The sequence below is a fragment of the Paenilisteria newyorkensis genome (genome assembly GCF_000766145.1).
GTDB classification, from domain to species: domain Bacteria; phylum Bacillota; class Bacilli; order Lactobacillales; family Listeriaceae; genus Listeria_A; species Listeria_A newyorkensis.
Map to the genome: position 1 here is coordinate 200,647 of NZ_JNFB01000024.1, position 24,685 is coordinate 225,331.

22 protein-coding genes are annotated in these 24,685 nt (G+C 42.7%); 15 read left to right on the forward strand and 7 right to left on the reverse strand.

What is annotated here, in order from left to right:
- The first annotated feature begins 23 nt into the window (after nucleotides 1–23).
- The 3 genes from EP58_RS10205 to EP58_RS10215 all read left to right on the forward strand — a co-directional run bounded on the left by EP58_RS10205 (nucleotide 24) and on the right by EP58_RS10215 (nucleotide 2,587).
- The gene (locus EP58_RS10205) at nucleotides 24–296 is read left to right on the forward strand and encodes a helix-hairpin-helix domain-containing protein (RefSeq protein ID WP_036093098.1); all 273 of its coding nucleotides are present in this window, start codon (nucleotides 24–26) and stop codon (nucleotides 294–296) included.
- Nucleotides 296–991, forward strand: a complete 696-nt coding sequence (locus EP58_RS10210) for an NAD-dependent protein deacylase (protein ID WP_036093100.1) — start codon at nucleotides 296–298, stop codon at nucleotides 989–991. The genes EP58_RS10205 and EP58_RS10210 overlap by 1 nt, the downstream gene beginning before the upstream one ends.
- A gap of 282 nt (nucleotides 992–1,273) precedes the next feature.
- On the forward strand, nucleotides 1,274–2,587 hold the full coding sequence (locus EP58_RS10215) for a hemolysin family protein (protein ID WP_036093102.1): 1,314 nt from the start codon (nucleotides 1,274–1,276) through the stop codon (nucleotides 2,585–2,587).
- Nucleotides 2,588–2,763: 176 nt separating this feature from the next.
- Here EP58_RS10215 and EP58_RS10220 read toward each other — a convergent pair whose 3' ends face one another.
- Nucleotides 2,764–3,666: an Abi family protein gene (locus EP58_RS10220; protein ID WP_036093104.1), complete on the reverse strand. Its 903-nt coding sequence runs from the start codon at nucleotides 3,664–3,666 to the stop codon at nucleotides 2,764–2,766.
- Nucleotides 3,667–3,836: 170 nt separating this feature from the next.
- On the opposite strand from EP58_RS10220, the gene EP58_RS10225 reads away from it, so the two are divergent.
- The 4 genes from EP58_RS10225 to EP58_RS10240 all read left to right on the forward strand — a co-directional run bounded on the left by EP58_RS10225 (nucleotide 3,837) and on the right by EP58_RS10240 (nucleotide 7,635).
- On the forward strand, nucleotides 3,837–4,790 hold the full coding sequence (locus EP58_RS10225; protein WP_036093105.1) for a LacI family DNA-binding transcriptional regulator: 954 nt from the start codon (nucleotides 3,837–3,839) through the stop codon (nucleotides 4,788–4,790).
- Nucleotides 4,791–5,049: 259 nt separating this feature from the next.
- Nucleotides 5,050–5,418, forward strand: a complete 369-nt coding sequence (locus EP58_RS10230; protein WP_036093107.1) for a hypothetical protein — start codon at nucleotides 5,050–5,052, stop codon at nucleotides 5,416–5,418.
- Between the two features lie 29 nt (nucleotides 5,419–5,447).
- Nucleotides 5,448–6,053 (forward strand): HAD family hydrolase, encoded by a 606-nt coding sequence (locus tag EP58_RS10235; protein WP_036093221.1) that lies wholly within the window; start codon nucleotides 5,448–5,450, stop codon nucleotides 6,051–6,053.
- Nucleotides 6,054–6,162: 109 nt separating this feature from the next.
- Complete coding sequence (locus EP58_RS10240) at nucleotides 6,163–7,635, forward strand: right-handed parallel beta-helix repeat-containing protein (protein WP_036093108.1); 1,473 nt, start codon at nucleotides 6,163–6,165, stop codon at nucleotides 7,633–7,635.
- A gap of 42 nt (nucleotides 7,636–7,677) precedes the next feature.
- Here the strand turns inward: EP58_RS10240 and EP58_RS10245 are convergent, their stop codons facing one another.
- On the reverse strand, nucleotides 7,678–8,493 hold the full coding sequence (locus EP58_RS10245) for an aldo/keto reductase (RefSeq protein ID WP_036093110.1): 816 nt from the start codon (nucleotides 8,491–8,493) through the stop codon (nucleotides 7,678–7,680).
- Between the two features lie 2 nt (nucleotides 8,494–8,495).
- Entirely contained in the window at nucleotides 8,496–9,677 is a 1,182-nt protein-coding gene (locus tag EP58_RS10250; protein WP_036093112.1) for an MFS transporter, read from the reverse strand.
- 131 nt (nucleotides 9,678–9,808) lie between these two features.
- Between EP58_RS10250 and EP58_RS10255 the strand changes: the two genes are divergently transcribed.
- Nucleotides 9,809–10,168, forward strand: coding sequence for a winged helix-turn-helix transcriptional regulator (locus EP58_RS10255; RefSeq protein ID WP_036093113.1), 360 nt, complete (start codon nucleotides 9,809–9,811; stop codon nucleotides 10,166–10,168).
- Between the two features lie 59 nt (nucleotides 10,169–10,227).
- On the opposite strand, the gene EP58_RS10260 is transcribed toward EP58_RS10255, so the two are convergent.
- From EP58_RS10260 to EP58_RS10270, 3 genes are read right to left on the reverse strand one after another with little or no spacing between them, the layout of a single operon-like run.
- Nucleotides 10,228–10,824 carry a hypothetical protein gene (locus tag EP58_RS10260; protein WP_149028269.1) on the reverse strand — a complete coding sequence of 199 codons (597 nt, stop codon included), beginning with the start codon at nucleotides 10,822–10,824 and terminating at the stop codon, nucleotides 10,228–10,230.
- Complete coding sequence (gene mnmA / locus EP58_RS10265) at nucleotides 10,802–11,863, reverse strand: tRNA 2-thiouridine(34) synthase MnmA (protein WP_036093117.1); 1,062 nt, start codon at nucleotides 11,861–11,863, stop codon at nucleotides 10,802–10,804. Before mnmA ends, EP58_RS10260 begins: the two co-directional genes overlap by 23 nt.
- A complete protein-coding gene (locus EP58_RS10270; protein WP_036093118.1) occupies nucleotides 11,860–13,023 on the reverse strand; it encodes a cysteine desulfurase family protein in 1,164 nt (387 codons plus the stop codon). Before EP58_RS10270 ends, mnmA begins: the two co-directional genes overlap by 4 nt.
- Nucleotides 13,024–13,515: 492 nt before the next feature.
- On the opposite strand from EP58_RS10270, the gene EP58_RS17030 reads away from it, so the two are divergent.
- The 4 genes from EP58_RS17030 (at nucleotide 13,516) to EP58_RS10290 (ending at nucleotide 20,284) form a co-directional block, all read left to right on the forward strand.
- Nucleotides 13,516–16,302 (forward strand): immunoglobulin-like domain-containing protein, encoded by a 2,787-nt coding sequence (locus tag EP58_RS17030; protein ID WP_052171432.1) that lies wholly within the window; start codon nucleotides 13,516–13,518, stop codon nucleotides 16,300–16,302.
- A gap of 56 nt (nucleotides 16,303–16,358) precedes the next feature.
- Nucleotides 16,359–17,000, forward strand: a complete 642-nt coding sequence (locus tag EP58_RS10280; RefSeq protein ID WP_036093119.1) for a hypothetical protein — start codon at nucleotides 16,359–16,361, stop codon at nucleotides 16,998–17,000.
- A gap of 14 nt (nucleotides 17,001–17,014) precedes the next feature.
- Nucleotides 17,015–17,650 carry a hypothetical protein gene (locus EP58_RS10285; protein ID WP_036093120.1) on the forward strand — a complete coding sequence of 212 codons (636 nt, stop codon included), beginning with the start codon at nucleotides 17,015–17,017 and terminating at the stop codon, nucleotides 17,648–17,650.
- Nucleotides 17,651–17,938: 288 nt separating this feature from the next.
- On the forward strand, nucleotides 17,939–20,284 hold the full coding sequence (locus tag EP58_RS10290) for a SpaA isopeptide-forming pilin-related protein (RefSeq protein ID WP_137657477.1): 2,346 nt from the start codon (nucleotides 17,939–17,941) through the stop codon (nucleotides 20,282–20,284).
- Between the two features lie 69 nt (nucleotides 20,285–20,353).
- On the opposite strand, the gene EP58_RS10295 is transcribed toward EP58_RS10290, so the two are convergent.
- On the reverse strand, nucleotides 20,354–21,823 hold the full coding sequence (locus EP58_RS10295; RefSeq protein ID WP_036093122.1) for an AcpB/EbpR/MafR family transcriptional regulator: 1,470 nt from the start codon (nucleotides 21,821–21,823) through the stop codon (nucleotides 20,354–20,356).
- Nucleotides 21,824–22,160: 337 nt separating this feature from the next.
- On the opposite strand from EP58_RS10295, the gene EP58_RS10300 reads away from it, so the two are divergent.
- Genes EP58_RS10300 through EP58_RS10310 form a run of 3 tightly spaced genes read left to right on the forward strand, consistent with a single transcriptional unit; the run spans nucleotide 22,161 to nucleotide 24,673 of the window.
- Nucleotides 22,161–23,315, forward strand: a complete 1,155-nt coding sequence (locus EP58_RS10300) for a glycosyltransferase (RefSeq protein ID WP_036093123.1) — start codon at nucleotides 22,161–22,163, stop codon at nucleotides 23,313–23,315.
- Nucleotides 23,316–23,987 (forward strand): YveK family protein, encoded by a 672-nt coding sequence (locus EP58_RS10305; protein ID WP_036093125.1) that lies wholly within the window; start codon nucleotides 23,316–23,318, stop codon nucleotides 23,985–23,987.
- The gene (locus tag EP58_RS10310) at nucleotides 23,984–24,673 is read left to right on the forward strand and encodes a tyrosine-protein kinase family protein (RefSeq protein ID WP_052171434.1); all 690 of its coding nucleotides are present in this window, start codon (nucleotides 23,984–23,986) and stop codon (nucleotides 24,671–24,673) included. Before EP58_RS10305 ends, EP58_RS10310 begins: the two co-directional genes overlap by 4 nt.
- The last annotated feature ends 12 nt before the right edge of the window (nucleotides 24,674–24,685 follow it).

The following is a 24,685-nucleotide window of genomic DNA, read 5'->3' on the forward strand; positions in this document are numbered from 1 at the left end:
GGCAAGGAACGGAGGCGGTCGTGATGAAAGATGAGTTATTGCAAATACCTGGAATCGGGAAGCGTTTGAGTGAGGCGCTGCATAATATTGGTGTTTCTAAAATGGCGGATTTGAAAGGGAAGAATCCACTGCATTTGTATGAGTTGATGTGTGAATTTGAGGGCGCGCGAGTTGATCCTTGTGTGCTGTACACGTTTCGCTGTGCGGTGTATTTTGTGGAGACGGAAGAACCTGATCCGGCGCTTTTGAAGTGGTGGAATTGGAAGGATCGCGTGTATCCTGGGGAGGTGGAGTGATGATGACGCTTGCGGAAAGTCTGGCGAGTAGTGAACGGATTGTGTTTTTGACGGGAGCGGGTGTTTCGGTGCCCTCAGGAATCCCAGATTATCGCTCGAAAAATGGACTTTATACGGGACGGGAAAATCCGGAGTATCTGCTGAGCGCGACGTGTTTGCGAAACGAGCCGGATAAGTTTTATGCGTTTGTGCGGGATAGTATGTACTATCCGGACGCGGAGCCGAATGCAATTCACGAAAAAATGGCGGAGATCGAGCGGCGCGCGGGGAAAAAGGTGACGGTCGTGACGCAAAACATTGACGGTCTGCATGAAAAAGCGGGGTCGCGCAACGTGGTAGAATTTCACGGCAGTCTATATCGCTGTCACTGCCAGAAATGCGGCATGACGGTACGTTCAGAGCAATATTTAGAATCAGATAAACACGAAAACTGCGGCGGCATCATTCGCCCAGAAGTCGTACTATACGAAGAAAATTTACCAGAAGAAGCAATAAATGGCGCGTTAGCAGCAATCACGAAAGCAGATTTGATAGTCATCGTAGGAACCTCTTTCAAAGTCAGTCCATTCTGCAACCTAACCGACTATCGCAAAAGCGGAAGCACCGTATTCGCAGTGAACCAAGAGCTGCTACGACTGCCCTTCCAATACACAATGATCCAAGACGACGCTGTCAGTATTTTTAAAGAATTATGATTTCTTGCAGAACCGTAGCGAAACATGGTAGAATTTTATCAAGTGTATGAATGTACTCGAACAAGGTTGAGTCGCAGTTCTGATCTTTTTGGGTAGGATGAAGACTTAGCTTTACACAAATCGAGCGAAAGCGTTTGTAATCGGATAATTTGGTGGAAGCCGGAAGCGGAGTGTACTCGTGTACATGAGTACCGGAAGTCCGCCAAATTATTCGATTGCGAACGCTTGCCGACGATTTACACCGAGTATGTTCCATACTAAGATAAAGGAGTGGATGGTTGGATGAACCCTGACCCCGAGAGTCAGCAGATTATTGTACAATTAATTCTTATTTTGGTGTTGACGTTATTGAATGCGTTTTTTGCTTCGGCGGAAATGGCTTTGGTATCGCTCAATAAAAACCGTGTCAGATCACAGGCGGAGCAAGGGGATAAGAAGTCCCAGTTGCTTGTGAAAATGATAGATGATCCGAGTCGATTTATCGCGACGATACAAGTTGGTATCACGCTTGCTGGATTCTTCTCTAGTGCGGCGGCGGCAACGAGTATTGCCTCTGTTCTGGGGACGCGATTTGGTGGAACTGCTTTTGCGAATGAGATGGCTGTAGTCGTTGTGACGATTATTTTATCTTATATTACGCTTGTTTTTGGTGAGCTTTATCCGAAGCGGTTGGCTTTGCAAAAAGCGGAAGCGATATCTCGTTTTTCAGTACGACCAATTATGATTATCAGTACGGTTTTAGCGCCTTTCGTTAAATTTTTGTCGTTCTCGACGAATGTGCTTGTGAAAATAACGCGCATGGATAAGAATGAGAATACGGAAAAAATGACGCGTGAGGAAATGCAGCTTATTATTGAGACTGGTCGGCGTGATGGCGCGATTGAAAAGGCGGAACTGGACATGCTTCGTGGTGTTTTTGAAATGGACACGATTTATGCGAAGGAAGTGATGGTGCCGCGGACGGATAGCTTTATGATTGATGCGAATGAGGATTCGGGTGTGTTGGTGGATAAACTTTTGGAGCGTAATTATTCGCGTATTCCGGTTTATTTGAATGACATGGACTCGGTGTATGGTATTCTGCATATGAAGGATGTATTTTTGGCGGCGAGGAAGTATGGTTTTGATAATATCGACGTGAAACAGTTAGTAAAAGAGGCTTTCTTTGTGCCGGAGACGATTTTTGTGGATGATTTGTTGAAAGCAATGCAAAAATCACATAATCAAATGGCAATCTTGATGGATGAGTATGGCGGCGTTGCGGGTATCGTGACGGTGGAGGATTTATTGGAGGAAATTGTTGGTGAGATTGATGATGAGTTTGATGCGTTGTCTGACGAGGTGAAGCAGTTGGATGAGCATACATTTATTGTTGAGGGACGTATGCCGATTGACGATTTCAATGAATTGTTTCACGTGGAACTTCCTGACAAGGGGATTGATACGATTGCGGGCTTTGTGTTGACGCAGCTGAAGACGATTCCAGATGATGGGGAAGAGGTCATTTTGGAATATGAGAATTTAACTTTTATTGTGACGGAGATTAAGGATTCACGTGTTGTCACAATGCGAGTGGAGATAGAACGGCAAGAGTAATGATGAAGATGCGTTTCCAAGGATAGTTTTGGAGACGCATTTTTGTGTGATGAGGGCACAAAAGAGACCTAGTAGCTTGAACTACTAGGCCTCTTTATTTCGTGCAAAACAGATCGCATGCGTACAATTGATCCGCAAGGTTTGAACCTTGTTCCTTGAATATAATAATAGATGGTTTAGTGATATTTGTCAACTAAAATGTAGAGAGAAGAGAAGAATCGTTTTATATTCTCATTGTTAGCGTAGTATTTTTTATTTTGCTCATATCTTTTAAGAAATGCTGTCATAAGGTTTATTCGATCGGTATGAATGCCTTTGGTGCAGTAGGCTTGATGTAAGATGAAAATAGCGAGGATATCATGGATGCGTTCTACTTTGATTTGATTATTGGTCAGGTTTATCTCTTTGCTTATATTATAGAGATAGGAATTTTTTTGCTTGTTTGGGTGAATGGAGAGGATGATAGGGCTACTGTGGGCTGCTTTATTTCGGATGTTTTTCACATATTTGATGAGTTCATTAGCTTTTTTGAAATGTGTTTTATTGAGTTGGACATTGGCATAGTAATATTCTACAAACCTTGTGAACATGCCATAATTCATTAGCTCGAATGCTACCCAGATAGGTGTTTCGGTGTAATAATTTTTGTATAGTTTGCTGGACTTACTGACATGCTCGAATAAAATGTCTTTTTTAGAGGGCGTTTTTGTAAAGAAAAGATCGATGACACTGTATCCGTCTTCACGTGGATCATTTGTAACATTGGTTATTATTTTTGTTTTAATAGCATGTTCGATATCTAAACACATTTTTAAAAGGATATATCTTAGCTGGGTGTCGAGTGTTGCGACGTCTGCTAAATAAGCAAATTCTAGTTTTATATAATGCCCGTTGGAATCTTGTTTATAATTTTTTCGGAAGGAGCCTAATTTGAAGTAGTATGTGTGTTTTTCTAAAACTTCTCTGGCTGTTGCGGTATTGATGATGTTGAATTGGATTCCTTTGTTACGCATTTTGTGGATTAGTTCGTCAAAGCTTAAAAGCGGTTTTCTCGTATTATGTTCTATCGTGCTTTCCATCTGATCCCACCTTACGTTGTAGTTTGTATATAAATTTTAACAGAAATTGATGAATAATACAAAAAGTGATTTTGAGGCTAAACACGGTTTTTTCGCTGTACATTTTTGAGACTTGAGATGCTGGGGCTTTATGGGTATGATAGGGGTAGGTGAAAACGGAGGTGCGTGGCTTGTCGAATATTAAGGATATTGCAAAATTGGCGGGGGTTTCGGTGACGACGGTTTCGCGGGTTTTGAATGAGCATCCGTATGTGGCGGAGGGAAAACGTAAGCGTGTGCAAGAGGTGATGGCGGAGCTGGATTATAGTCCGAATCGGAATGCGGTGGATCTTAGTCGGGGGCGAACGAATACGATTGGTTTTGTGCTGCCGTATAATGATCATCCGTGGTTTGATAAGGTGATGAACGGTGTTTTAGAGGCGGCTTTTGCGAAGTGTTATTCGGTTGTGATTTGTCCGACTGGGTATGATCGGGCAGAGGAGGAGCGGTATTTACGGATGCTGAAAACGAAGCGGATTGATGGGCTGATTATTGCGTCGCGGGCGAATGATTGGAAAACGATTGCGCCGTATGCGAATTATGGGCCGATTGTGGCTTGTGAGTATATTAATGATCCGCTGATTTCGTGTGCTTATGTGGATCAGTTTCAGGCGTACACGGACGGGTTTCAGGCTTTTAAGGATGCTGGGCATGGGCGTGTTGGCTTTACGACCGGACGCGCGGAGCAGTGGAGCAATAGTACGAAGTTGAAAATAATGGCGTATGAGGCTGTATTCGGGGAACTGGACGCGGGGCTTATTTTGCAGGATTGTTATGATGTGGCGGACGGGAAGCGGGCGGCGGAGTCGTTTTTGGCTTTGGCGGAACCTCCGACGGCGATGTATGCGAATGGGGATGAAGTCGCGGCTGGGATGCATTATTATGTGACGCATCGGGGCTTGGATGTGCCGCGGGACATTGCGATTTTGGGTGAGGAGAATTTGGCGATTGCAGATGTGCTGGATATTTCGACGGTGGATAAGAATTTGCGGGAGATTGGGAAGTGCGCTGTGGAGCTATTTTTGAATGGAAAAGTGGAGAAAAAACTGGTGCAACATAAAATTATTATGCGAAATTCGATATAGGGGCTTGACCTGAAACGCATTTCATCGTTTATCTTTAGTGTAGAGTGAAAACACTACGTATTTGTTTTGGTGTAGGATGCCAATTTGGCATTGCACAAATCGAGCGAAAGCGTTTGTATTTCGAGATTTTGGCGGAAGCCGGAAGCGGAGCATACTGGTGTATGTGAGAACCGGAAGTCCGTCAAAATCTCGAGATGCGGACGCTTGCCGCCGATTTATCTGGTGTATATTCTACACTTGATTAGAGGAGGCGATTGGGATGCGTGTGCAAGGTATGTGTAAAGTGACGGCGAATTTTGGGATGGAGTTTCAGTACGGGGAGTTTTATTTGGAGCGAGATTATCTTGTTTTTGATCGGAATTATAGCTTGGGCTTGAAAAAGCGGCAGACGTTTCCGATTGCGAAGTTGACGGATATTGTGGTTGTTCCGGAGAATGGACGGCTTTTCGTGACGTTTTCTTGTGGGGATATGTGTTTTGAGTTGGGTGAGGCTGTGGATGGTGATTTGGCGGATTTTGCGCGGGAGTTACGGACGGCGCGATATGGTGTGAAACCGGAAGTGCAGCGTTTTAAATATGAGAAGAGACGGCAATATACGACGCATCACCAGCATCATTTTGTGGAGTGAGTGGTGCGCGCGAGAGGAGCGGTATTTTGGTGTATAAAACGGTGATTTTTGATGTGGATGGGACGCTTTTGGATACGGAACGCGTGGTTTTACAGGCGTTACGCGTGGCGCTCGGGAATGTTGGTTTGCATTATGAGCAGGATGATTTGCGGTTTGCGCTTGGGATTACGGGCGAGAAGGCATTGGCGCAACTGGATGTGAAGGATCGGGATGCGGTGATGGCGGACTGGTTCGCGATGGAGGCTAAGCTGAATGAGGAGGTCGAGGTTTTCGACGGAATCGTGGAGGTTTTGGCGAAGTTGGGCGGAATCGGTGTGGTGACTTCGAAAAATGCGGGCGAGATGGAGACGGGATTTTATCCGTTTGATTTGGCGCAGTATTTTGACGCGATTGTTTGTGCGAGTGACACGGAGAATCATAAACCGCATCCTGATCCGCTTTTACGGTGTATGGCGTTGCTTGGTGCGGATCCGGCGACGACGCTTTATGTTGGGGATGCTACATATGATATGGCGTGCGCTCACGCGGCTGGTGCTGATTTCGGGCTGGCTTTGTGGGGTGCGAGGAGGACGGACGGTTTTGCGGACGCGAATGTTGTGTTGGAGAAGCCGAGTGATATTTTGAAATATATTTGATTGAATGGCGTGAATTGGCAGTGGAAGCTGTGCTTTTCACGCTTTTTTGTTTGGATTGGGAAAAATGATGGTAAAGGGGGAAAAGCTGTTTTGAATGGAGGAGAATAGGATGATGCAGGCCAAGATTGTCGTTGGGGCATTGCTAGTATTTCTCACCATGATGTTTTCTTCGGGCGCGAACGCTTCGGTGGAGTTGTCGCCAGAGATGAATAGTCAAATGATGGATTCAGCGTTACAAAAAGCGAAGAGTAGTAAGGTGGCATCGGAGAAAGTGGTAACATTGCCGAAAGGGGAAATGATGCTTGCGCGGACGGTGGTTGTTCCGGCGGGCGTGACGCTCCGTGGGGCTAGTTTGAGCGCGATGCCAGTTTTGAAGATATGGAAAAATGAGTCGATTCCGGTTGTGAGGATGGGAAGCGACACGAAGCTTGAAAATGTTGTTTTGGATGGGCAGAAGAGTAAGGTTGTGAATCAGCGGCATAATGGGATTGAGATTGTTGGTGCGAGTGCGAGTCAGCGTGTGCGGAATGTGCAAATTGTGAATAGCCGGATTCGGAATTTTGGTGGGAATGGGATTTATATGAAGTATACGGATCGGGTGCGGATTGCTGGGACGACGCCGGCGCAGATGGTGGTTTCGGCGATTGGGTATGCGGGGATTATTGGCTATTCGGCGAACAATACGACGGTTCAAAAAGTGACGGTGCGGGATATTGGCGTGATGGGGGAACGATTGGCGTACAATATTGCGTTGACGGAGATTTATAATAGTAAATTGGTGGCGAGTGTGCAGGCGAAGGTGAATCCGCGTAGTGATGGTGCTGTGATTACGGATTCGTATATTTTGAATAATGCGGTTTGGGAAGGGATTGACACGCATCATGGACGGAATTTGGTGATTCAGAATAATACGATTGTGAATGTGAGAAACGCGATTGCGGTGGTTTCGATAACGCTGGCTGGTGATGTGGGAACGGTTAGCCCGCCTCAAAATGTGATGATTCGTAATAACCGGATTAATAAGCAGGCGGATTATGCGAAGCTGAAATTGGTGAAATCGGAGAAATTTAAGACGGTTCGGGGGATCGTTGTTTCGGGTGCGAAATTGAAGAAGAATCGGGATGCGGTTTATGCAACAGGTATACAGGTTTTGAATAATCAGGTCGAGAATGTGCAGGCGGTCAGTATTTATGGTGGCGGAATCGTGATGCAATCGACTTTTGGCGCGGTTGTTTCGGGGAATCGGGTGCAGCTGGAGAGTAGCGGTCGGACGAATTATAATGGGATTTCGCTGACTGTGAATAATAAACGGACGGCGATCATCGGGAATTACATTGGGAAAATTGTTGCGATGCCGACTGAGGTTATTGCTTTTCGTGGTGCGCATAATAATGGGGAGTGGAATAATATGAAATGGAGCAAGGTGTCGGGATATGGGATGATTTTGTCGAAAAATTATCGGGATGTTGCGTTGTTTACGGATGGGAAGTTGAATACGAGGAAGGCAAAATTGGTGACGAGGATTGCGGATCCGAATAGTATGGTTGTGAGGAATACGAATAAATATACATTCAAGAAGTAGAAAAAAGCGATGGTTTTTCTGTGAACCATCGCTTTTTCGCGTTTAGAAATCAATGTTATCTGGGTCTGGACCGACTCGGAGGTTTTGATTGAGCGCATCGATTTTTGTTAGTTCTTTGGGGGTTAATTCGAAGTCAAAGATGTCCATGTTTTCTGCGATGCGGTGGGCTTTTGTTGATTTTGGGATGACGATGATGTCGTTTTGTAAGTCCCAACGCAGGATGACTTGGGCGACGGATTTGCCGTGATTGGTTGCGATTTCTTGGAGTGTCGGGTTGTCGAACAGGCCGCCTTGCATGAGTGGGGACCAGGCTTCGACGCGGATGTTGTTTTCAGTGCAATACGTGATGAGCTCTTTTTGTGTGAGTCTTGGATGGAGTTCGATTTGGTTCACGACGGGCATGATGGTGGCGTGTTTTTTGAGCGTTTCTAGGTGGTGAATCTGGAAGTTGCTGACGCCGATTGCGCGGATGCGGCCGTCTTTGTGGAGCTTTTCGAGGGCGCGCCATGCGTCGATGTATTTGCCTTCGACTGGCCAGTGAATGAGATAGAGGTCGAGATAGTCGAGCTCCATTTTGCGCAGGGTTTCGTCGAATGCGGCGAGCGTTTCTTCGTAGCCGAGATCGGCGTTCCAGACTTTGGATGTGATGAAAAGGTCGCCGCGTGGGACGCCGGATTCGCGGATTCCTTGCGCTGTGCTGGCTTCGTTTCCGTAGATGGCTGCGGTGTCGATGCTGCGGTAGCCGATTCGGATAGCTTCTTTGATGGCGGACACGAGTTCTGCGCCTTCTTCTACTTTAAATACGCCGAGTCCAAGGACGGGCATGTCGATTCCATTTGCTAATTTGACTGTTTTCATTTTTAAAATTCCTCCTGTTTTGTTTCTAATTTTTTACTCCATGCGGTTAGGGCGACGGCTACGAGGACCATGATCATGCCGATCCAGGTCGTGTCGATGATGCGCATGTGGGTGATGACGAGGCCGCCAAGATAGGAGCCGAGCGCGATTCCTGCGTTGAATGCTGCGATGTTAAGGGCGGACGCGATGTCGACGCCTTTTGGGACGAATTTCTCGGCTAGAATCACGACGTAGACTTGTAAGCCGGGAACGTTCATGAAGGCAAACACGCCCATGAGCAGGATCGTTGCGAGTCCGAAAACTTTGGATGGGGCGGTGAAGTAGAGCAATCCGAGCACGATGGCTTGCGCGATGAACATGTAAAATAGGGCTTGGATTGGCCGTTTGTTCGCGACTTTTCCGCCGATCATGTTGCCGACTGCGATGGCGATTCCGTAGATGAAAAGGAGAATCGCGATGGTGCTCGTTGGGAAACCGGTGACTTGTTCGAGTAGCGGTGTTAGATAGGTGAATACGACGAAGGTTCCGCCGTAGCCTAGTGCTGTGATGGCGAACACGAGTAGTAGTGGGCCATTTGTGAGTACTTTGACTTGGTCGCCGAGCGTCATTTTGGTGCCGGGACGCAGTTTTTTCGGAATCAGGATGAGGTTCGCGATAAGGGCGATGATGCCGATTGCTGCGATGCCGAAGAACGCGACGCGCCAGCCGAACTGTTGCCCGACGAGTGTGCCGATTGGGACGCCGGTTACGGTTGCGATGGTGAGTCCGGTGAACATGATGGAAATGGCGCTTGCCCGCTTGTTTGGTGGGACGAGGTCAGCCGCGATGGTGGACCCGATGGACATGAAGACGCCGTGCGCGAAGGCGGAAATGACGCGGGCGATGAGTAGTAGCGCGATGGTGTTGGAGAATGCCGCGGCCAAGTTGCCGAGTATGAATACAATCATGATGGCGAGCAGTAACGTTTTGCGATTCATGCGTGATGTGAGTGCGGTCAGGATTGGTGCGCCGAACATGACGCCAACTGCATAAAGCGAGACGGTCAGACCTGCTGTGCTCACTGGTATTGCTAAGTCTTCGGCGATGAGTGGCAACAACCCGACGCTGATAAATTCGGTCGTTCCAATCGCAAAAGCACTAACTGCTAAAGCTAATAAGGCAAAAATATTTCGATTCCCTTTCAAAGTTAAACCCTCCTAAGTTCTGCTTGCTTTTTTGATGACAAGTGTTATTATGATACTTAGTAGACATTAAAACAAGTACGTACTTTTTTGTGCTGTAGGCACTTTTTAGTACCTATGAAAAGGAGCCAAATATGAAAAAGAAATATAATATCTCCGTCGAGGCTACACTTGAAGTCATTGGCGGCAAGTGGAAATGTGTGATTCTATGCCATTTAACGCACGGAAAAAAACGGACGAGCGAGCTAAAACGCCTTATTCCATCCATCACGCAAAAAATGCTCACGCAGCAATTGCGAGAGTTAGAGCAAGATGGGATTATCAATCGGATTGTGTATAATCAAGTGCCGCCGAAAGTGGAATATGAATTGAGTGAATACGGGCAATCACTGGAGAGTATTTTAAGTGCGCTGTGCAATTGGGGTGACGGCCATATTGAGCGTGTTTACGGAGATCGGTCGGAATTTTTGGAAGAGAGTATTTTGAATCAATAGAGCAACGAAAGGCAGGTTTAGTGTAAGGGATCGGTACCTTCACTAAACCTGTTTTTAATTTAGAAAGCCCTTAGTAGAAAACCTTTACCCACTTCACTTTTAACTTCCATCGTGGTAGATGTTGTCGTAAAACGGATATCTTTCGCTGTTAGTGATTCATGATCGTGGATAATATTGCCGCTTGCGACATAGAGGTGGACTGATTTTGGCAATGCAATGTGGCAACCCTTTGGAAAAATAAAATAGTTCAATGCAGGTGTACTAGGTGCTAATTGTGTAATTAATGGTACTTCGAAAAATAGAGAATCTAGGTTAGCATTGCTTTTTAAATTCGCCTTTCCTATTGTCAAATTTCCATTGTACCCAGTACGTTCTAGTAAAACTGCTTTTCCAGTGAATTCGAAAACACCAGGAATACAAAAGTAAAAACCTTTACATAATGGTCCGAAGCGAGTACCCATGTATTCGATTGTCGCGCCATCCTCTTCTATAATTCCTAGCGTAGTCGCCGCAATGTTGCCTAATACAGAAAAAGAGGAGTTGCTTTCCATTCTAGAAATGATATAGGGAAAAAGTGATTCTTGCGCGTCATGTAAAATTTTATAGTTAGAGATACTTTCTTGTAACAAGAGCCTAGACAATGATAGCGCCTCCAATACATTCAGAACCGCTATAAAGAGCGATATGTTGACCTGGCAAAAGAGCTCGTACTGGTTCATCAAATAGGATATGTGTACGCTCGTTCCTTGGAGAAATGGTGACTCTAATATTTGCCTTGCGGTAGCCTGTTTTGGCATGACAAATAAGCGAATCAAAGGTGTTACTGGCGTGTGAAAACAAGCTTATACTCTCAATTAGAGCTTCCGTGACGAATAATTGAGGATGATTATGATCTTCGCTAACGGTGAGCGTATTATTTCTGTCATTTTTCTCAATCACGGTTAGTCGTAGCGTAGTGTCTTTTGTCACGAATTCATAGCTTGAACCGATTTTATAAAAAGCCAAACCATCGTGTTCGCCGATTTCCTCTTGTTCATGAATGATAGCGCCTTTTTCCTGGTCTACAAAATCACGAATAAACTGGTTAAATTCTTGCTCGCCAATATAGCAAAGACCATCAGAATCGGTTTTTGCGGCGGTTGCAAGCTTCGCGCCAATAGCAAGTTCACGGATTTCCCACCTCGCCAATCCGGATAACGGGAAAATCACATTTTCTAATTGTTCTTTTTTCAGCATGCTTAGAAAATAGGTTTGTTCATTTTGATCAGCGCCAGTCATAAGCTTGATATCGTTATCGACAACGCTTATTTTGGCGTAATGGCCCGTCGCGATGTAATCAGCGCCTAATTGTTTTGCGTATTTCTTGAAAAGACCGAATTTTACTTCTTGGTTACAGCGGACATCAATGCTGGGATTTTTCCCTTCCAAATGGCCGCGAACGACATGTTTAAATACACGTTCCATATATTCTGTCTCAAAATTAATCGAGTAGTAAGGAATATCAAGCTCAGTCGCGACTTTTACAACATCTCGATAATCTTCTATTGCAGTACAAATGCCATCCTCATTTTTCTCGTCCCAGTTTTTCATGAACAAGCCGATGACGTTATATCCTTGTTTTTTTAGTAAATAGGCGGCAACCGATGAGTTTACGCCGCCACTCATACCTACTACTACTGTTATATTTTTTTTCATAGAGACACTTCCTTTTGCAATAAGTCTTGGATTTTCAAAATTGTTTTTACTAGAATTTTTGTAGCGTTTTCGATATCTGCAATCGTTAAATCTGGACCAAAACTAATGCGAACGGATTCGGTATTTCTTGGGTTTTCTGGGCCAAACATCGAAACTAAAACATGGCTTAACTGCACGCTTCCAGAAGAACAAGCAGAGCCAGCCGAAATCGCAATACCAGCGAGATCTAGATGCGGGACTAGCAAATTCGATGGAATACCGGGAAACCAGATATTTAAAATATGCGGTGCCTTGTTTGTATTGCTACCATTGACTTCAAAAGCAACTTGCCCAGCGATACCTCGTAAAAATGTATTCCGCAATGCTTGGATATGAGGCACAACGTTATTTTCAGGCTGTTGCATGATTTTCACCGCGTATGCAAACCCTGCGATTCCCGCAATATTCTCCGTCCCAGCGCGATTATTTTCCTCCTGTTCGCCGCCTTTTACTAAGCTCTCAATTTTGCAACCCTGTCTTTTAAAAAGAAAACCAATCCCTTTAGGTCCGCTAATTTTATGGGCAGAGGTGGAAAGTAGGTCTACGCCAAGTTCAGTGACATCGATATTTTGCGTTTCATAGGCCTGAACAGCATCTGTATGGAAAATCATTGTCGGGTGATGCTTTCGAATCAGCGCGTTAATCTCCTTAATCGGCATAATAGCACCCGTTTCATTATTCACCATCATGATAGACAGAAGAACCGTGTCGGGGCGGATTGCTTGTTGCAAAACATCTAGACAAATGGAACCGTCCGCTTGTGCTGCCAAATAAGTAACTTCAAAACCTTGTGTCTCTAAATAGGACATTGCCTCCTTCACAGAAGCATGCTCGATTTGTGTCGTAATAATGTGCTTTCCGGCATTTCGAGGCAGTTGATTTATCACACCAAAAATGGCTAAGTTGTTGCTTTCTGAGCCACCACTTGTCATAATAATTTCGTTTTCTTTCGCGCCAATACTCGTAGCTAACGTAACTTTGGCTGAATCTAAAATGTAGCGAGCCTTCCGACCAAATCGGTGTACACTGGATGGGTTCCCGAATTCTTGCTCCATCACAGCAAACATTGTTTCTAGTACCGATGGGTGTATCGGTGTAGTTGCAGCATAATCTAAATACATGTTAACCCTCTTTTCTCATATAAAATAATTGATGTGCATCCTAAAATTTTTGATGCCAAGCGACAATTTCTTGTCTAGGGTTATCGTATGATTTATTTAGAAAGACATCTAATCAAAAAATACTTACAGATGAGCATTTTATGAAAAAAATCGCTACCAAATAGGATTCGGAGCTATTCTCCGAGTTTTTTATCATGAAAAGCTGTCCCTAAATTTTAGGTCACACTAGCAGTATCCAATACTAAGATTATTTGTGAAGGATAACGCATGAGGTCAACAAAGCCATGATTTAACAGGGAATTCATATCCTTATTTTTTCAAAAAATATATGTGTTATGTCATTTTTTGGTCAGATACATTGGCTGTTATCACATAAAATGAAAACATTACATCCATTTTGTATGCAAGGAGGGATGCCTGTAATAGCAATGTATATGGAGAAGCATAAGTACAGAAAAAAATTATGTTTGAGGGGAGGAATAGCTTATTATTATGAAATCAATGTTTAAAATAATGCTGATTGTTCTAGTTATTGCGAGTCAAATGCACATCAGTATTCCGAATGCCAAAGCTGTTTCGAAAAATGCGGCGAGCCAAACAATGGCCGAGACTGTAAAAGTAAATACGTTCGCCGAGTTGAAGAAGGCTTTGCAAGACGCGACTGTGGAAAGCATTAGTATTGAAGCAGATATTGCGTTTTCAGAAGATATTCAGATGAATTGGCGAAATGTCAGTATCAACGGTAACGCGGATCAAGGTGTGATTGTGGATGCGAGACAATACGCCATTCGTGCAAAAGAGAATTACACCGGTGAAAATCGCACATTGACGGTTGAGAATATGAAAGCGCTTGGTATGCGTGCGGCGGACTATAAGTTCATCGAAGCCAATCGTGGTTGGGACGTCGTTTTTCAAGGTATGGATTACAACGGTTCTAAGCTTGTGAAGGCATCGAACGGAACAGTAAGTTTTGTCGGTCAAAATACGGTGAAGACACTGTATGAAAATGCGAGTGTGCGTCATGTCATATTCAAGGAAAACGGTCATTATAACGGGATTGCTGCGGATGGCGCCAAACGTGCTGCTTTTGCCTTTGATGGCGAGTATGTAGGCGGAAAAGCGGTTGGGAAAGTGAGCGTGGAGCCTAGCGCTAACGTGAACATCGCGGTTGCACCGAAAGATACAGAAGGCCTATACTATTATCCCGCTTTTGATGGCAAGGTATACGATATTAATGTCGCAGAATCGGCGGCGCTAAAAATTGATGCATCGGGAACTGCGATAGGTTTTGCAGCGAGGGGCGCATACTACTCAACGCCGACAATAACTGTGCATAAAGATGCAAAATTGGCGCTTACAAGTCGCGGTGGTGGCGAATATCCAGCTGTGGATTTACAAGAAGCAGGCGTGATTAACATTCATCCAGAAGCCACTTTTATGGTCACAGGAAATAGCATGAAGGGCGTCATTACTGCGGTTGGCGGTTCGAGAATAACGCTGGATAATCCAAAAGCATACGATATCAAAAACAAGAAGTCGCATAGCCCGCTTTTTTACGCTACTAAAAACACGATGTTTGCGATTAAAGATGCTACAGTGATGACTTGGACGAAGACAGGCGGCGAATACGATCGAGAGCCCGACAATGCTTGGGAGAAAAACATGGTGACAACAACCATTGATGGCTCAAGCTCCAAAAATACGGAATCTACCGACGCAGACTTGGAAGCGAAATTTCAGATGCTAAACTACGGAAGAATTAGCGGAAGCGGCGAGGCTAGCTCAAATGAAAAGCCAATCATTTACGCTGAGGATAAAACCATCAAAGTAGGCAATGAGTTCGATCCACTAGAAGGCGTGACGGCGCATGACGCAGAGGATGGCGACCTAACGAAGGACATTAAGGTGTTACGGAATGAGGTCAATCCAAACGTGCCAGGAATTTACGAAGTGGAGTATTCGGTAACGGATTCAGACGGCAATACAACGACGAAAACCATCAAAGTTACGGTTCGATCAAACGAAAAACCAGTCATCAACGCTGAAGATAAAACTATCGAGGTAGGGGATAAATTTGATCCAAAAGAAGGTGTAACGGCGCATGACGCAGAGGATGGCGACCTAACAAAAGACATCAAGATACTCAAAAATGAGGTTAACCCAAACGTGTCAGGCGTTTACGAAGTGGAGTACGCAGTCACTGATTCAGATAGCAACACAACAACCAAAACAATCAAAGTCACCGTCATTCCGAAAGAAGAGTACTTATTGACAGCAGACGAGTACGAAATGTTTGACGATTACATCACCGGTACCAACTCTCCCAACATCAAAAAAGTCCAACTTGTCGTAGATGGCGTTGTTAAAAATACAACGGCCACAACTGGCGAAGAATACAGAATTTGGGCCGCTGAATTCATCACAGATCCTAATCAAAAAGTCGAAATCTATGGGCTTGACGCATCTGGAAAAGTAGTCGCCAAAAAAGATGTCATAATCAAAAAAATCGAGACGAAACTGACTGCCAATGATTACGATTTTGATCGCCATGATGAATACATTACTGGTACACATTCACGAGACATCGTGAAAGTAAAAGTTTTCGTAAATGGTCGCGATCGGATGACAGCATCAACGAATAACGCTGGAAAAGGAAACTACAAAATCTACGCCCGCCAATACATTACTAAGTTTACAGATGATGTAGTGATTAAAGGTTTGGACAGAAAAGGTAACGTCATTGCAGAGGCGAAAGTCAACATCGTGAAATCGCAAACAGAACTGACTGCTAGCGACTTTATTATGACGCTTGATGAAAATATTACAGGTAAAGCAAGCAGTGATATTAAGCAAGTGAAACTGAAGGTCAATGGCAAAATTGTAAATCAGATAGCCACAAAGAATGGCCAGTATGAAATTTATGCACAAGGAAAAATTATGAGTGAAACAGATGACGTGACGATATGTGGTTACAATGAAGAGGGCGTCTTGCTTAAGGAAGTCCCTGTCAATGTCAAATATCTCATGGATGGTGCAGACATTACGGCTGATCCCTATAAAATAGGTGAAGACCTGATTACTGGAACAGCGACGGGTGGTGCGCATAAAATTGATCTAGTTGTCAATGGCAAAACGGTGAACCATGCATTTGTGAAAGGTGGTAAATATGCAGTATATGCGCTCGGCTATGTCAAAAACAGTACAGATAAAGTAGAAGTCGTATCGTATTCTAAATTAGGATTTGAAATTAAGCGAACAACAGTGATGGTAACAAACTAATTTTTAGAGAAAATAAATAAACAAGGTCCACTAGGGGATTAGGAAAGAGGAACAGAATGAATAAATATGTAGTAGGATTAGGCACATTAGCATTAGCAGGTTCATTATTTGTAGTACAGCCAGGAGATGTTCACGCACAGGAGAACACAACACAGCGCAGCGAGATTGGAACATACGGCTTGAGCTTGCTAGCGAGTGGTGAACTAGAAGGAAGATTGACACCATACATCCTAGGAGTGCCGAAATCAGGTAATATCGCCGCGCATTATACGGCCAAATCGATTGTTAGCATTGGCTTGCTTGATAAATCGAATTTGATTGTAAAAATTCCAGATGAATTCAAATATGTTGCGTTACAAGATGAATTCAAACGAGCAATCAAGGGTAGTATTACGTATCCAACATTGCTCGGCTCGGCAACACACGAATACACGGCAGGGGACATTACTATTTATGCAGACCGAATTGTCCTAAAAAACCCAAGAGCTAGCTACATTATTGGTTCTAAATTCAGCGCGGATCTTTCCATTGATTACGGTTCGATTTTAGACAAATACCCAAATATTCCAATTGATGAGAATCCATCTGGTTACTCTTTTGCGGCGGTACTTTCAGAAGATGCGATGATTGATTTCAACTTAATTGGCTCAAAAGAAGGTAAATGGGTAACAGAAGAAACAGCAGCAATTAGAAAATAAGGGAGTGTGGAGAAATGAATAAACGTCAAGTTCTAGCAGTAGGTTTGGCAGCGATGGTAGGATTAAGTGCACTACAAGTCGATGGTGTGGTTGCATCAGCGCAAGAAGTAAATACAGGTGGCTCAACAGATACGTTGCATATTTTGGCGGAGAGCTCTTTAGAAGGATCTCTCGCTAAATATATTCCGGGTGTGAACAACTCTGGTAAGGCGACGCTACATTACGAAGGCAAAAGCTTAGGATTTGTCGACTTTGATAACGCGAATTTACTGATTAAAATTCCAGATGAATTCAAATATATCGCGCTGCAAGACGAGTTTTTAGGAGCTATCACGGGAGAAATTTCGACACCAAACGGCACGAAAAAAATTACACCAAGCGATTTGAAAATTTTCTCTGATCGCGTTGTTGTCGAGTTTCCAAAATCATTTTTCATTATTCAGGGGAAATATAGAGCAGATGTCGTGCTTGATTTCGGTAAAATTCTGAAAAAATACCCTAACATTCCGATTGATAACGCACCGTCTGGCTACAAATTTTCTAGCACGCTAGCTTTTGCTTCTTCACCGTGGGATATTATTGAAGATCCAATATTTGGCTCATTATCAGGTGATTATACAACAAATGAGACAGAAGCCGTTGTGAAATAACTAGTTTATAGGTGAGTAGAAAGTCGATAAGATGAATGAAAACCGTCTTATCGACTTTCATTTTTGAAAAGTAAGAGAGTGAAAACAATGAATCTAGGAAATTTAATACTTTATGATGTGATGGTTTATAGAAAAATTGGTTTGCCTAGATGCTTTGGAAAAGTTGTATGAATCATGAAAATGGCGTTCGAAACATTTATATATTTGATTTGCTAAGCTATTTACCAATTCTAGCACCAATTATTTTTTAAGCTGTGGCATCATTTGTTAAGGAGAGGTAAGTACGAGATGAAGAGATTAATTAGTATGTTGTTAGTTTTAGTTATTTGTGGCAGTGCCATGCTTCCGAGTGTTGCAGGGCAGGCGAGTGTGGATGCGGGCAATTTCGATATTGGTTTAGAAGTGTATGATGATCCGATTATTAGTAATGGTCAAGTGAATATGAAGGTCACGCTTAGTGCCGATGCGAATACGATTGTGGATGAGAATGGCTTGGTTAAAGTGACGATTTCACGGGAGATTTTTTCGTCGGGGGATTTGGCGAATATTTATTCCGATGCCTTTACGTTTGATCATATGGAAAATCCAGCAAACGATGATCCGAATAGTATTGCGGTGTATGTAAAGCCAGACGCGAGTTACAATGAGGGCGGTGCTTGGTCGGCTTCTTTCCGTTTGGCATTTCAAGCGCCATTATTGCGACCGGGAACGGAGATTAGTCCTGAGCAAACATTTGAAGTAACGTATAACGGTAAATCGGATTCGCAAACGTTACGGGTGGAAGTTGAGGAAGGCGGAAAACCGACTCCTTTTGAGAAATGGTGGAAATCCGCGGTCGATTCGAATGGCATTGGTATTTTAGATGAGCGTGATTCTAGGTACAATATTTTTCATTTAGCGGTGAATCCATATGGTGACTTTGAATTAGGCGATGTGACGGTGACGGATCAGATTCCAGATGGTTTATCGGTGGAACAAAGTCCAGTTATAACACCGAATATTGAAGCTAGTGATTTTGCTGCGGTTAAGGGGATTCGAATTGTAAAAATTGCAACAGATGGTTCGCGAAAGTATGTGACGAGTCAGTATAAAGATGCTATTTCGTTTGATGAAGCGACGCAACGTCTCGAAGTGAATTTTAAAAATCTGACGAAAACTGATTGTTTGTTGATTGAATATCGTGTGAATATGGATACGAATAAAGAGGTTTATAAGAATACAGCTACGATGCAAAGTACGAATATGGATGATGTTTCGGGAAGTATTTTAGTGCGTCCGGATAGTAATACGAATTTTAATAAGGTATTAACAAAATCAGTGGATAAGAATTTATTAATTGGTGATGATAGCACGCTCGCTTACTCGCTAACGTTGAGGGCGATTGCTGGTACGATTAAGGCGGGGCAAGTTTTTACAGACACACTAGATAATCGCTTGCAATATCGAAAAATGTTGGCAGGGACAGATTTATTTGACATGAAACTTGCCGGACAAACGATGATGTTCACCGCGAAAAAAGACATTACGCTAGGTGAAAAAGGGGAAGTGACGTTCGAGGTAGACGCCGCGGATCTTCCTGTTGGTGGCACAGTGACGAATAAAAGTGAAATCAAGTTGGATGATAAGCAATATGACTCCAATACGGTCGTGACGAAACGAGTAAGCAACGGCGTTTTGATTCGAAAAGTGGATCAAGAAGATAGCGGTAAACTTTTGGCTGGGGCAACGTTTCAAGTGTTGAATAAAGCTGGAGATGTGGTTCGTGAAGGTACGACGAATAGGGCGGGAGAACTACTTTTTAAAGATATTGAACCGGGAGAATACACCGTAGTTGAGACCGCGGCACCTGAAGGCTATGCTTTAGATACGACACCGAAACCGCTTATTATTGAGGCTGATAACTCGGAAATAATAGAGTTGCTCTTTAAGAATGCGCGAAATGATGTAGGCTCTATCCAAGTTGACAAAGTAGATGCCGAAACAAAAGATAAGTTGGCCGGCGCTCAGTTCACGTTGACATCAGATCAGGGAATTAAAACAGGAAAGACCAACTCAGATGGCGAATTACGTTTTGAAAATTTGGAGCCGGGGCACTATATTTTGGAGGAAGTTGTGTCTCCTGAAGGTTATGTTTTGGACCGAACCAAAAGAACAATCGAGGTTATTAGCAGTGAAACGAAGGCCATCACGGTTACCGTTGAAAACAACCGCGCAAAAGGTTCCGCCATACTAACGAAAAAAGATAGCGATACGGGGCAGGTTCTTTCCGGTGTGGCATTCCAACTGCTCGATAATAAAGGAAACATCGTTCAAAATCAGCTAATCACCGATGAAAATGGAGAAATCAGGGTTGAAAATATGGCATGGGGCGAGTATTCTTTTAAAGAAATCAAGGCGCAGGAAGGATATATATTAGATGAGAAAGAGGTTGCGTTTGAAATTAACCAGTCGAATGCTACGAAAACCATAGAACTAACGAAATTAAACGAGCAACTAGAGCCGAATCAGCCTGAAAAGCCACAAAAACAACCAGAATTACCGACAGCGGGGGATCAGGCTTCACCATGGGTAGTGTTGTTCGGGGCATTGGTATCCGTATTAGGAATCCGAATATACATGAAATCAAGAAAATAAGCGAATAAAGAAACTATCCATCGATACCAATGCTTTACTGGCATAGATGGATAGTTTCTCTTTTTTGATCTAGTTCTCTGATGCGCTTGTCAGTTTTTCATAGCAATTTTGTAAATTTTTAATATCTAGGGGTGTCGGAAACATGGAAATGCAGACGACCATTGCATCATTTTTGAAAGAGAGGCCGGGAATATTGGTGACGACGATATCGTACATGGAAGCTTTTTTCTTGAAGGCGGATAGGGTGAACTCTTCTGTGATGGAGATGTTAAATTTATTATCGAATTGGACGTAGAGTTCATCCTTAATGAGTTCCATATGCTCGATATCTGTATCTAAAAGTATGAAAACGTTGACAGTAGGCGTCCCTTGCTGCAGATGGATAGCGAGATTGCGCCAATGTGTTAGCAGCATATAAGTAAGTGTGTCCCGCCGATTTTTATTGTACCCTGAGGACCCAAAGATTTTTTTGAGTGTTTCGTTTAGTATGTCTGTAAAGTAAGGATGTTGGTTTGTAATTCGATGTACTAAAGCTTGGTGCGAATTGTAGAGAATATAGTTTTCACTGCTCAAATTGCTTGAGAGTACGGCAGTATTATAAATATTGATGAGGATATGCTCTTTATTTTCGATGGGAATTTCTAGTTTGTTGGATAAGGTATCAAGTAGTTGTTGATTTTTTTCTACTGAAATTTTTACAGCATTATCACTAGCAATTAATTCTTCTAGATGCTCATAGTTGAACGCGAATTTTGTATGGATGAATACGCCGAATAGACTGTAAGCGACGGGTTCTGTTAACTCGATTTTAAATACTGATTTGAAAAGACCAGTCAGTACTTTGTTTTTTAGGAGAGACGTATCTACTCCCTCTGGGAATTTGGCGTCTTTCGATTGGATGTGTCCATTTCTGACGCGTGTAAGGATAATCATGATCCAAAGCCGGAGCCGATTTAATTCGCAAAAATCCATTTGCTGCCCATTCCCTTTAGCGACCCAAGTAAGGATTTTATCAAGTGCACCGATTTGGATTTTGGGAAAAGGAATGTTGGAAATGCCGTATTTCTCTTCCATGACGTGAATGATGAGATTGCAAATTTCAGACTCGTCCCCCGTTAATAACAGTGGTTGCGAGCTTATTTTTATTTTCTTTTTCTTCAATGTTTTGTTGAGATAAGAGATTGTTCTGCGGAGCGTGGAGCTACTGATGAATAATTTTTCAGAGAGTGAGTCAATGGAATGGTTTTCATTAAAGAAAATTTCTTCGATTAACGAAAATTCTGTACTATCATGCAAAATAGCGGCGTATAAATAATTGATATTATAATTCATCGGAATATATGTGTAAAAACCATTTTTGGACGATAAAATCTCGATGGGGGCTGCATAATCGTTTATTTGCTCTATGTCCTTTCGTAGGGTGCGGCTGTTAAATCCCAGTGTAAAGCTTATTTTATCGAGCGTCATGTTTTTATTATCGTATAGCAAGTTGATGATTTTAAGATGACGCAGGTGTTGCTTGGATAGGCAGTTTTTCATAATAAGTTTCCTCCTTTTTCTGATAGCTATAATCAATTGGAATAAATCTGTAGTGATTTTGAAACTGTTTGCACGTGCAGAACGTATAGTATATTACTATATGTTTTTCGAAAAATACAGGGTTAGGATGCTAATTTGAAATATGTATAGACTTATAAAAGCTTTTAGATAGCTTGTTTTCAAATGTTAAAGGTGTATCTTGTCAAAAAATGCATTTTCACGTGTGATTTTTGAACAGATTAAAATTGTGGACTATATTAAACTAATTTATGCAAGTTATGAAATCGCGAAAGTGATTTTGGTTACAAAAAATCTATAGAATTCGAGTGTGTAAAAGATGAATGAAGATACGGTATTTTTATGCAGCAGTGTTCATAGTTGGAACGGGACTAGGTTGTATCATAAAACAGCGAGGTCTTTAGCGCAGGATGGTTACAAGGTTGAGCTTATGGCAATTGAGCAAGGTAGAAATATTACTAGCGAACTTACCAACGTGCAATTACGGATTTTGCCGAAGAGAAAACGTTATTTCAGACCGTTAAATTGGTGGAAAATTTACCAAGCTGCTATAAACTCGAAAGCAGGTTATTTTCACTTTAATGATCCGGAACTACTTTTAGTCGCGTTGTTAGTGAGGGCGCGAAAAAAGGATGCTATTTTTATATACGATATGTATGAAAATTTCCCTAAAGCTATCCAATCGAAACCATGGATTTGGCGGGGAATGAGAATGCCGCTCTCTAAAATGATTCGACAACTTGAGCGTAGGCTGTTGATACGAATGGATGCCGTCATATTTGCAGAACGTTCGTACAAAGTAGATTATGATTTTCTTAATTGCCCCAAGATTGATACATATAATTTTCCGACATATCAACCGCCTTTTGAGGTGAAAAGTGGAAGTGTAAAAAAATTAGTTTACATTGGAGATATCACAAAAGCTCGTGGCTTGATGGAAATGTTACAGCTAGCAAAATATATTAAACAACATTGGGGTACAGACTTTGAACTTGTTTTAATCGGTACAATGGCTCCTGAATTAGTGGATCAAATGACTAATTTTATACGTGAAAATGATTTACAGGAGCAAGTTTTCTGGAAGGGAACCATTCCATATGATGTAATGTGGGAAGAACTTTATTCAGCGGATATTGGTTTATGCTTGCTTCATCCGCTTCCTAATTACTTGAATTCACTCGCAACGAAGTTATATGAGTATATGGCTGCCAATATGGCTATTGTTGCTTCTGATTTTCCCGATTGGAAGGAGTTAATCGATGGTACAGAAGCTGGCGTTTGCGTGAATCCTTTGAATATTGAAGAGTTGGGTGGGGCTGTGATGCGATTATTAGATAGACCGGAGCTTATTGCGAGAATGGGAAGTAGTGGTCGTTATTATTTTGAAAATTTTTACAACTGGAGTCATGAGGAGAAAAAGTTACTTGAATTGTATCAAAAGATGGGAAAAATAAATGAGGAAAGGTGCTTATAGATGCATACATTAAGTTTTAAAGATATTTGGAGTGTGGCTAAAAAGAACATTATTTGGATTACTGCATTTCCAATTGTTTTACTAGCGACGGTTTTCATTTTGTATTCTTATTTTATACCGAAGCAGTATACATCGAATGTACAGTTATTTGTCACAGTAAATGCGGACGGGGTGGCATCGCAAACGTATGAGTCGCTATTGATGACGCAGGGACTGACAGATACGTATGCGAAGTTGATTCAAAGTCCGAAAGTACTGAAAAATGTAGTGAAGGAAACGAAAGCAGTAGAGAGTTTTGAGGAGATACAGAGAAAAACAGCCGTGAATGTGGATGAGAAATCGCTCGTTTACAGCATAAGTTATAAGTCGGAAAATCCTGAAGAAAGTGCGCTTGTTGTGAATGCCATCGCGAAATATGCGTCGAAGGAATTAAAAGCGTTGGTGAAAGGTACGAAGGTAACAATCATTACCTCAGGCGAGTATGGGACGGCGATTTCGAATGTGAGTAAGTACATTATTACTTTCATCATTGGAATTATATTAAGCATTAGTTTTCTAATTATCGCTATTTTGCTTGATACGATAGTTACGAAGGAGGAGCAGTTAACTGACATGGGCGTGGTGGTTCTTGGAGATGTGCCGCATGTTCGAAAAAGGAGGAGTAGAGATTGAGTACTTTGAAAAAGAGTCATGAAGATAAGTTGATGTGGGATAAGTTGCCTGTCACAGAAGTAAGGTCGGTTTTTTTTGAAAAGTTAAACTCGATTCAGTCTAGTATTCAGTTTTCTAATAATAAGGCACAGATTATTACAGTGACTTCGGCGCATAAAGGTGAAGGGAAAACATTTACATCAATGAACTTGGCAGCTGTTTATGCAATGCAAGGGAAGCGGGTGTTGATCATTGATGCGGACATGCATAACCCGCGATTGAGTAAGTCGTTTCAGCAAGTGAATCAACCAGGATTTAGTTCGGTTTTAACAGGTGTGGTTGATTACCAGGAGGCTGTACAGGAAACAGGGCTGGAGAACCTTTACTTTTTGCCGGTTGGACCGTTACCACCAGCGCCAACAAAATTATTGAACTCCGAACATTTTCAAACTTTTATAGCGTGTGTTCGTGAAGAGTATGATCTTATCTTGTTTGATACACCACCGATTTTATTAATATCTGATTCGCGAACGATTGGTGCGGCAAGTGATGGTGTGATTTTAGTAATTAAAGCGGCTTACACTAAAAAAGCAGATATTTGTCGAGCGATTGATTTGATTGAGGCGAAGCAAGACAAGTTTTTAGGTGCGATATACAACGACAAGAAACTTAGCAAAAGAGAGATGGCGACGTACAGTTATTATTAGGAGAGAAGCGCG

Excerpts from the sequence above, each read along its gene's own strand:
- EP58_RS10205 (WP_036093098.1), top strand. The coding sequence starts at position 24 with ATGAAAGATGAGTTATTGCAAATACCTGGAATCGGGAAGCGTTTGAGT.
- EP58_RS10210 (WP_036093100.1), top strand. The coding sequence starts at position 296 with ATGATGACGCTTGCGGAAAGTCTGGCGAGTAGTGAACGGATTGTGTTT.
- EP58_RS10215 (WP_036093102.1), top strand. The coding sequence starts at position 1,274 with ATGAACCCTGACCCCGAGAGTCAGCAGATTATTGTACAATTAATTCTT.
- EP58_RS10220 (WP_036093104.1), bottom strand. The coding sequence starts at position 3,666 with ATGGAAAGCACGATAGAACATAATACGAGAAAACCGCTTTTAAGCTTT.
- EP58_RS10230 (WP_036093107.1), top strand. The coding sequence starts at position 5,050 with ATGCGTGTGCAAGGTATGTGTAAAGTGACGGCGAATTTTGGGATGGAG.
- EP58_RS10240 (WP_036093108.1), top strand. The coding sequence starts at position 6,163 with ATGATGCAGGCCAAGATTGTCGTTGGGGCATTGCTAGTATTTCTCACC.
- EP58_RS10245 (WP_036093110.1), bottom strand. The coding sequence starts at position 8,493 with ATGAAAACAGTCAAATTAGCAAATGGAATCGACATGCCCGTCCTTGGA.
- EP58_RS10255 (WP_036093113.1), top strand. The coding sequence starts at position 9,809 with ATGAAAAAGAAATATAATATCTCCGTCGAGGCTACACTTGAAGTCATT.
- mnmA (WP_036093117.1), bottom strand. The coding sequence starts at position 11,863 with ATGAAAAAAAATATAACAGTAGTAGTAGGTATGAGTGGCGGCGTAAAC.
- EP58_RS10270 (WP_036093118.1), bottom strand. The coding sequence starts at position 13,023 with ATGTATTTAGATTATGCTGCAACTACACCGATACACCCATCGGTACTA.
- EP58_RS17030 (WP_052171432.1), top strand. The coding sequence starts at position 13,516 with ATGAAATCAATGTTTAAAATAATGCTGATTGTTCTAGTTATTGCGAGT.
- EP58_RS10280 (WP_036093119.1), top strand. The coding sequence starts at position 16,359 with ATGAATAAATATGTAGTAGGATTAGGCACATTAGCATTAGCAGGTTCA.
- EP58_RS10285 (WP_036093120.1), top strand. The coding sequence starts at position 17,015 with ATGAATAAACGTCAAGTTCTAGCAGTAGGTTTGGCAGCGATGGTAGGA.
- EP58_RS10290 (WP_137657477.1), top strand. The coding sequence starts at position 17,939 with ATGAAGAGATTAATTAGTATGTTGTTAGTTTTAGTTATTTGTGGCAGT.
- EP58_RS10295 (WP_036093122.1), bottom strand. The coding sequence starts at position 21,823 with ATGAAAAACTGCCTATCCAAGCAACACCTGCGTCATCTTAAAATCATC.
- EP58_RS10300 (WP_036093123.1), top strand. The coding sequence starts at position 22,161 with ATGAATGAAGATACGGTATTTTTATGCAGCAGTGTTCATAGTTGGAAC.
- EP58_RS10305 (WP_036093125.1), top strand. The coding sequence starts at position 23,316 with ATGCATACATTAAGTTTTAAAGATATTTGGAGTGTGGCTAAAAAGAAC.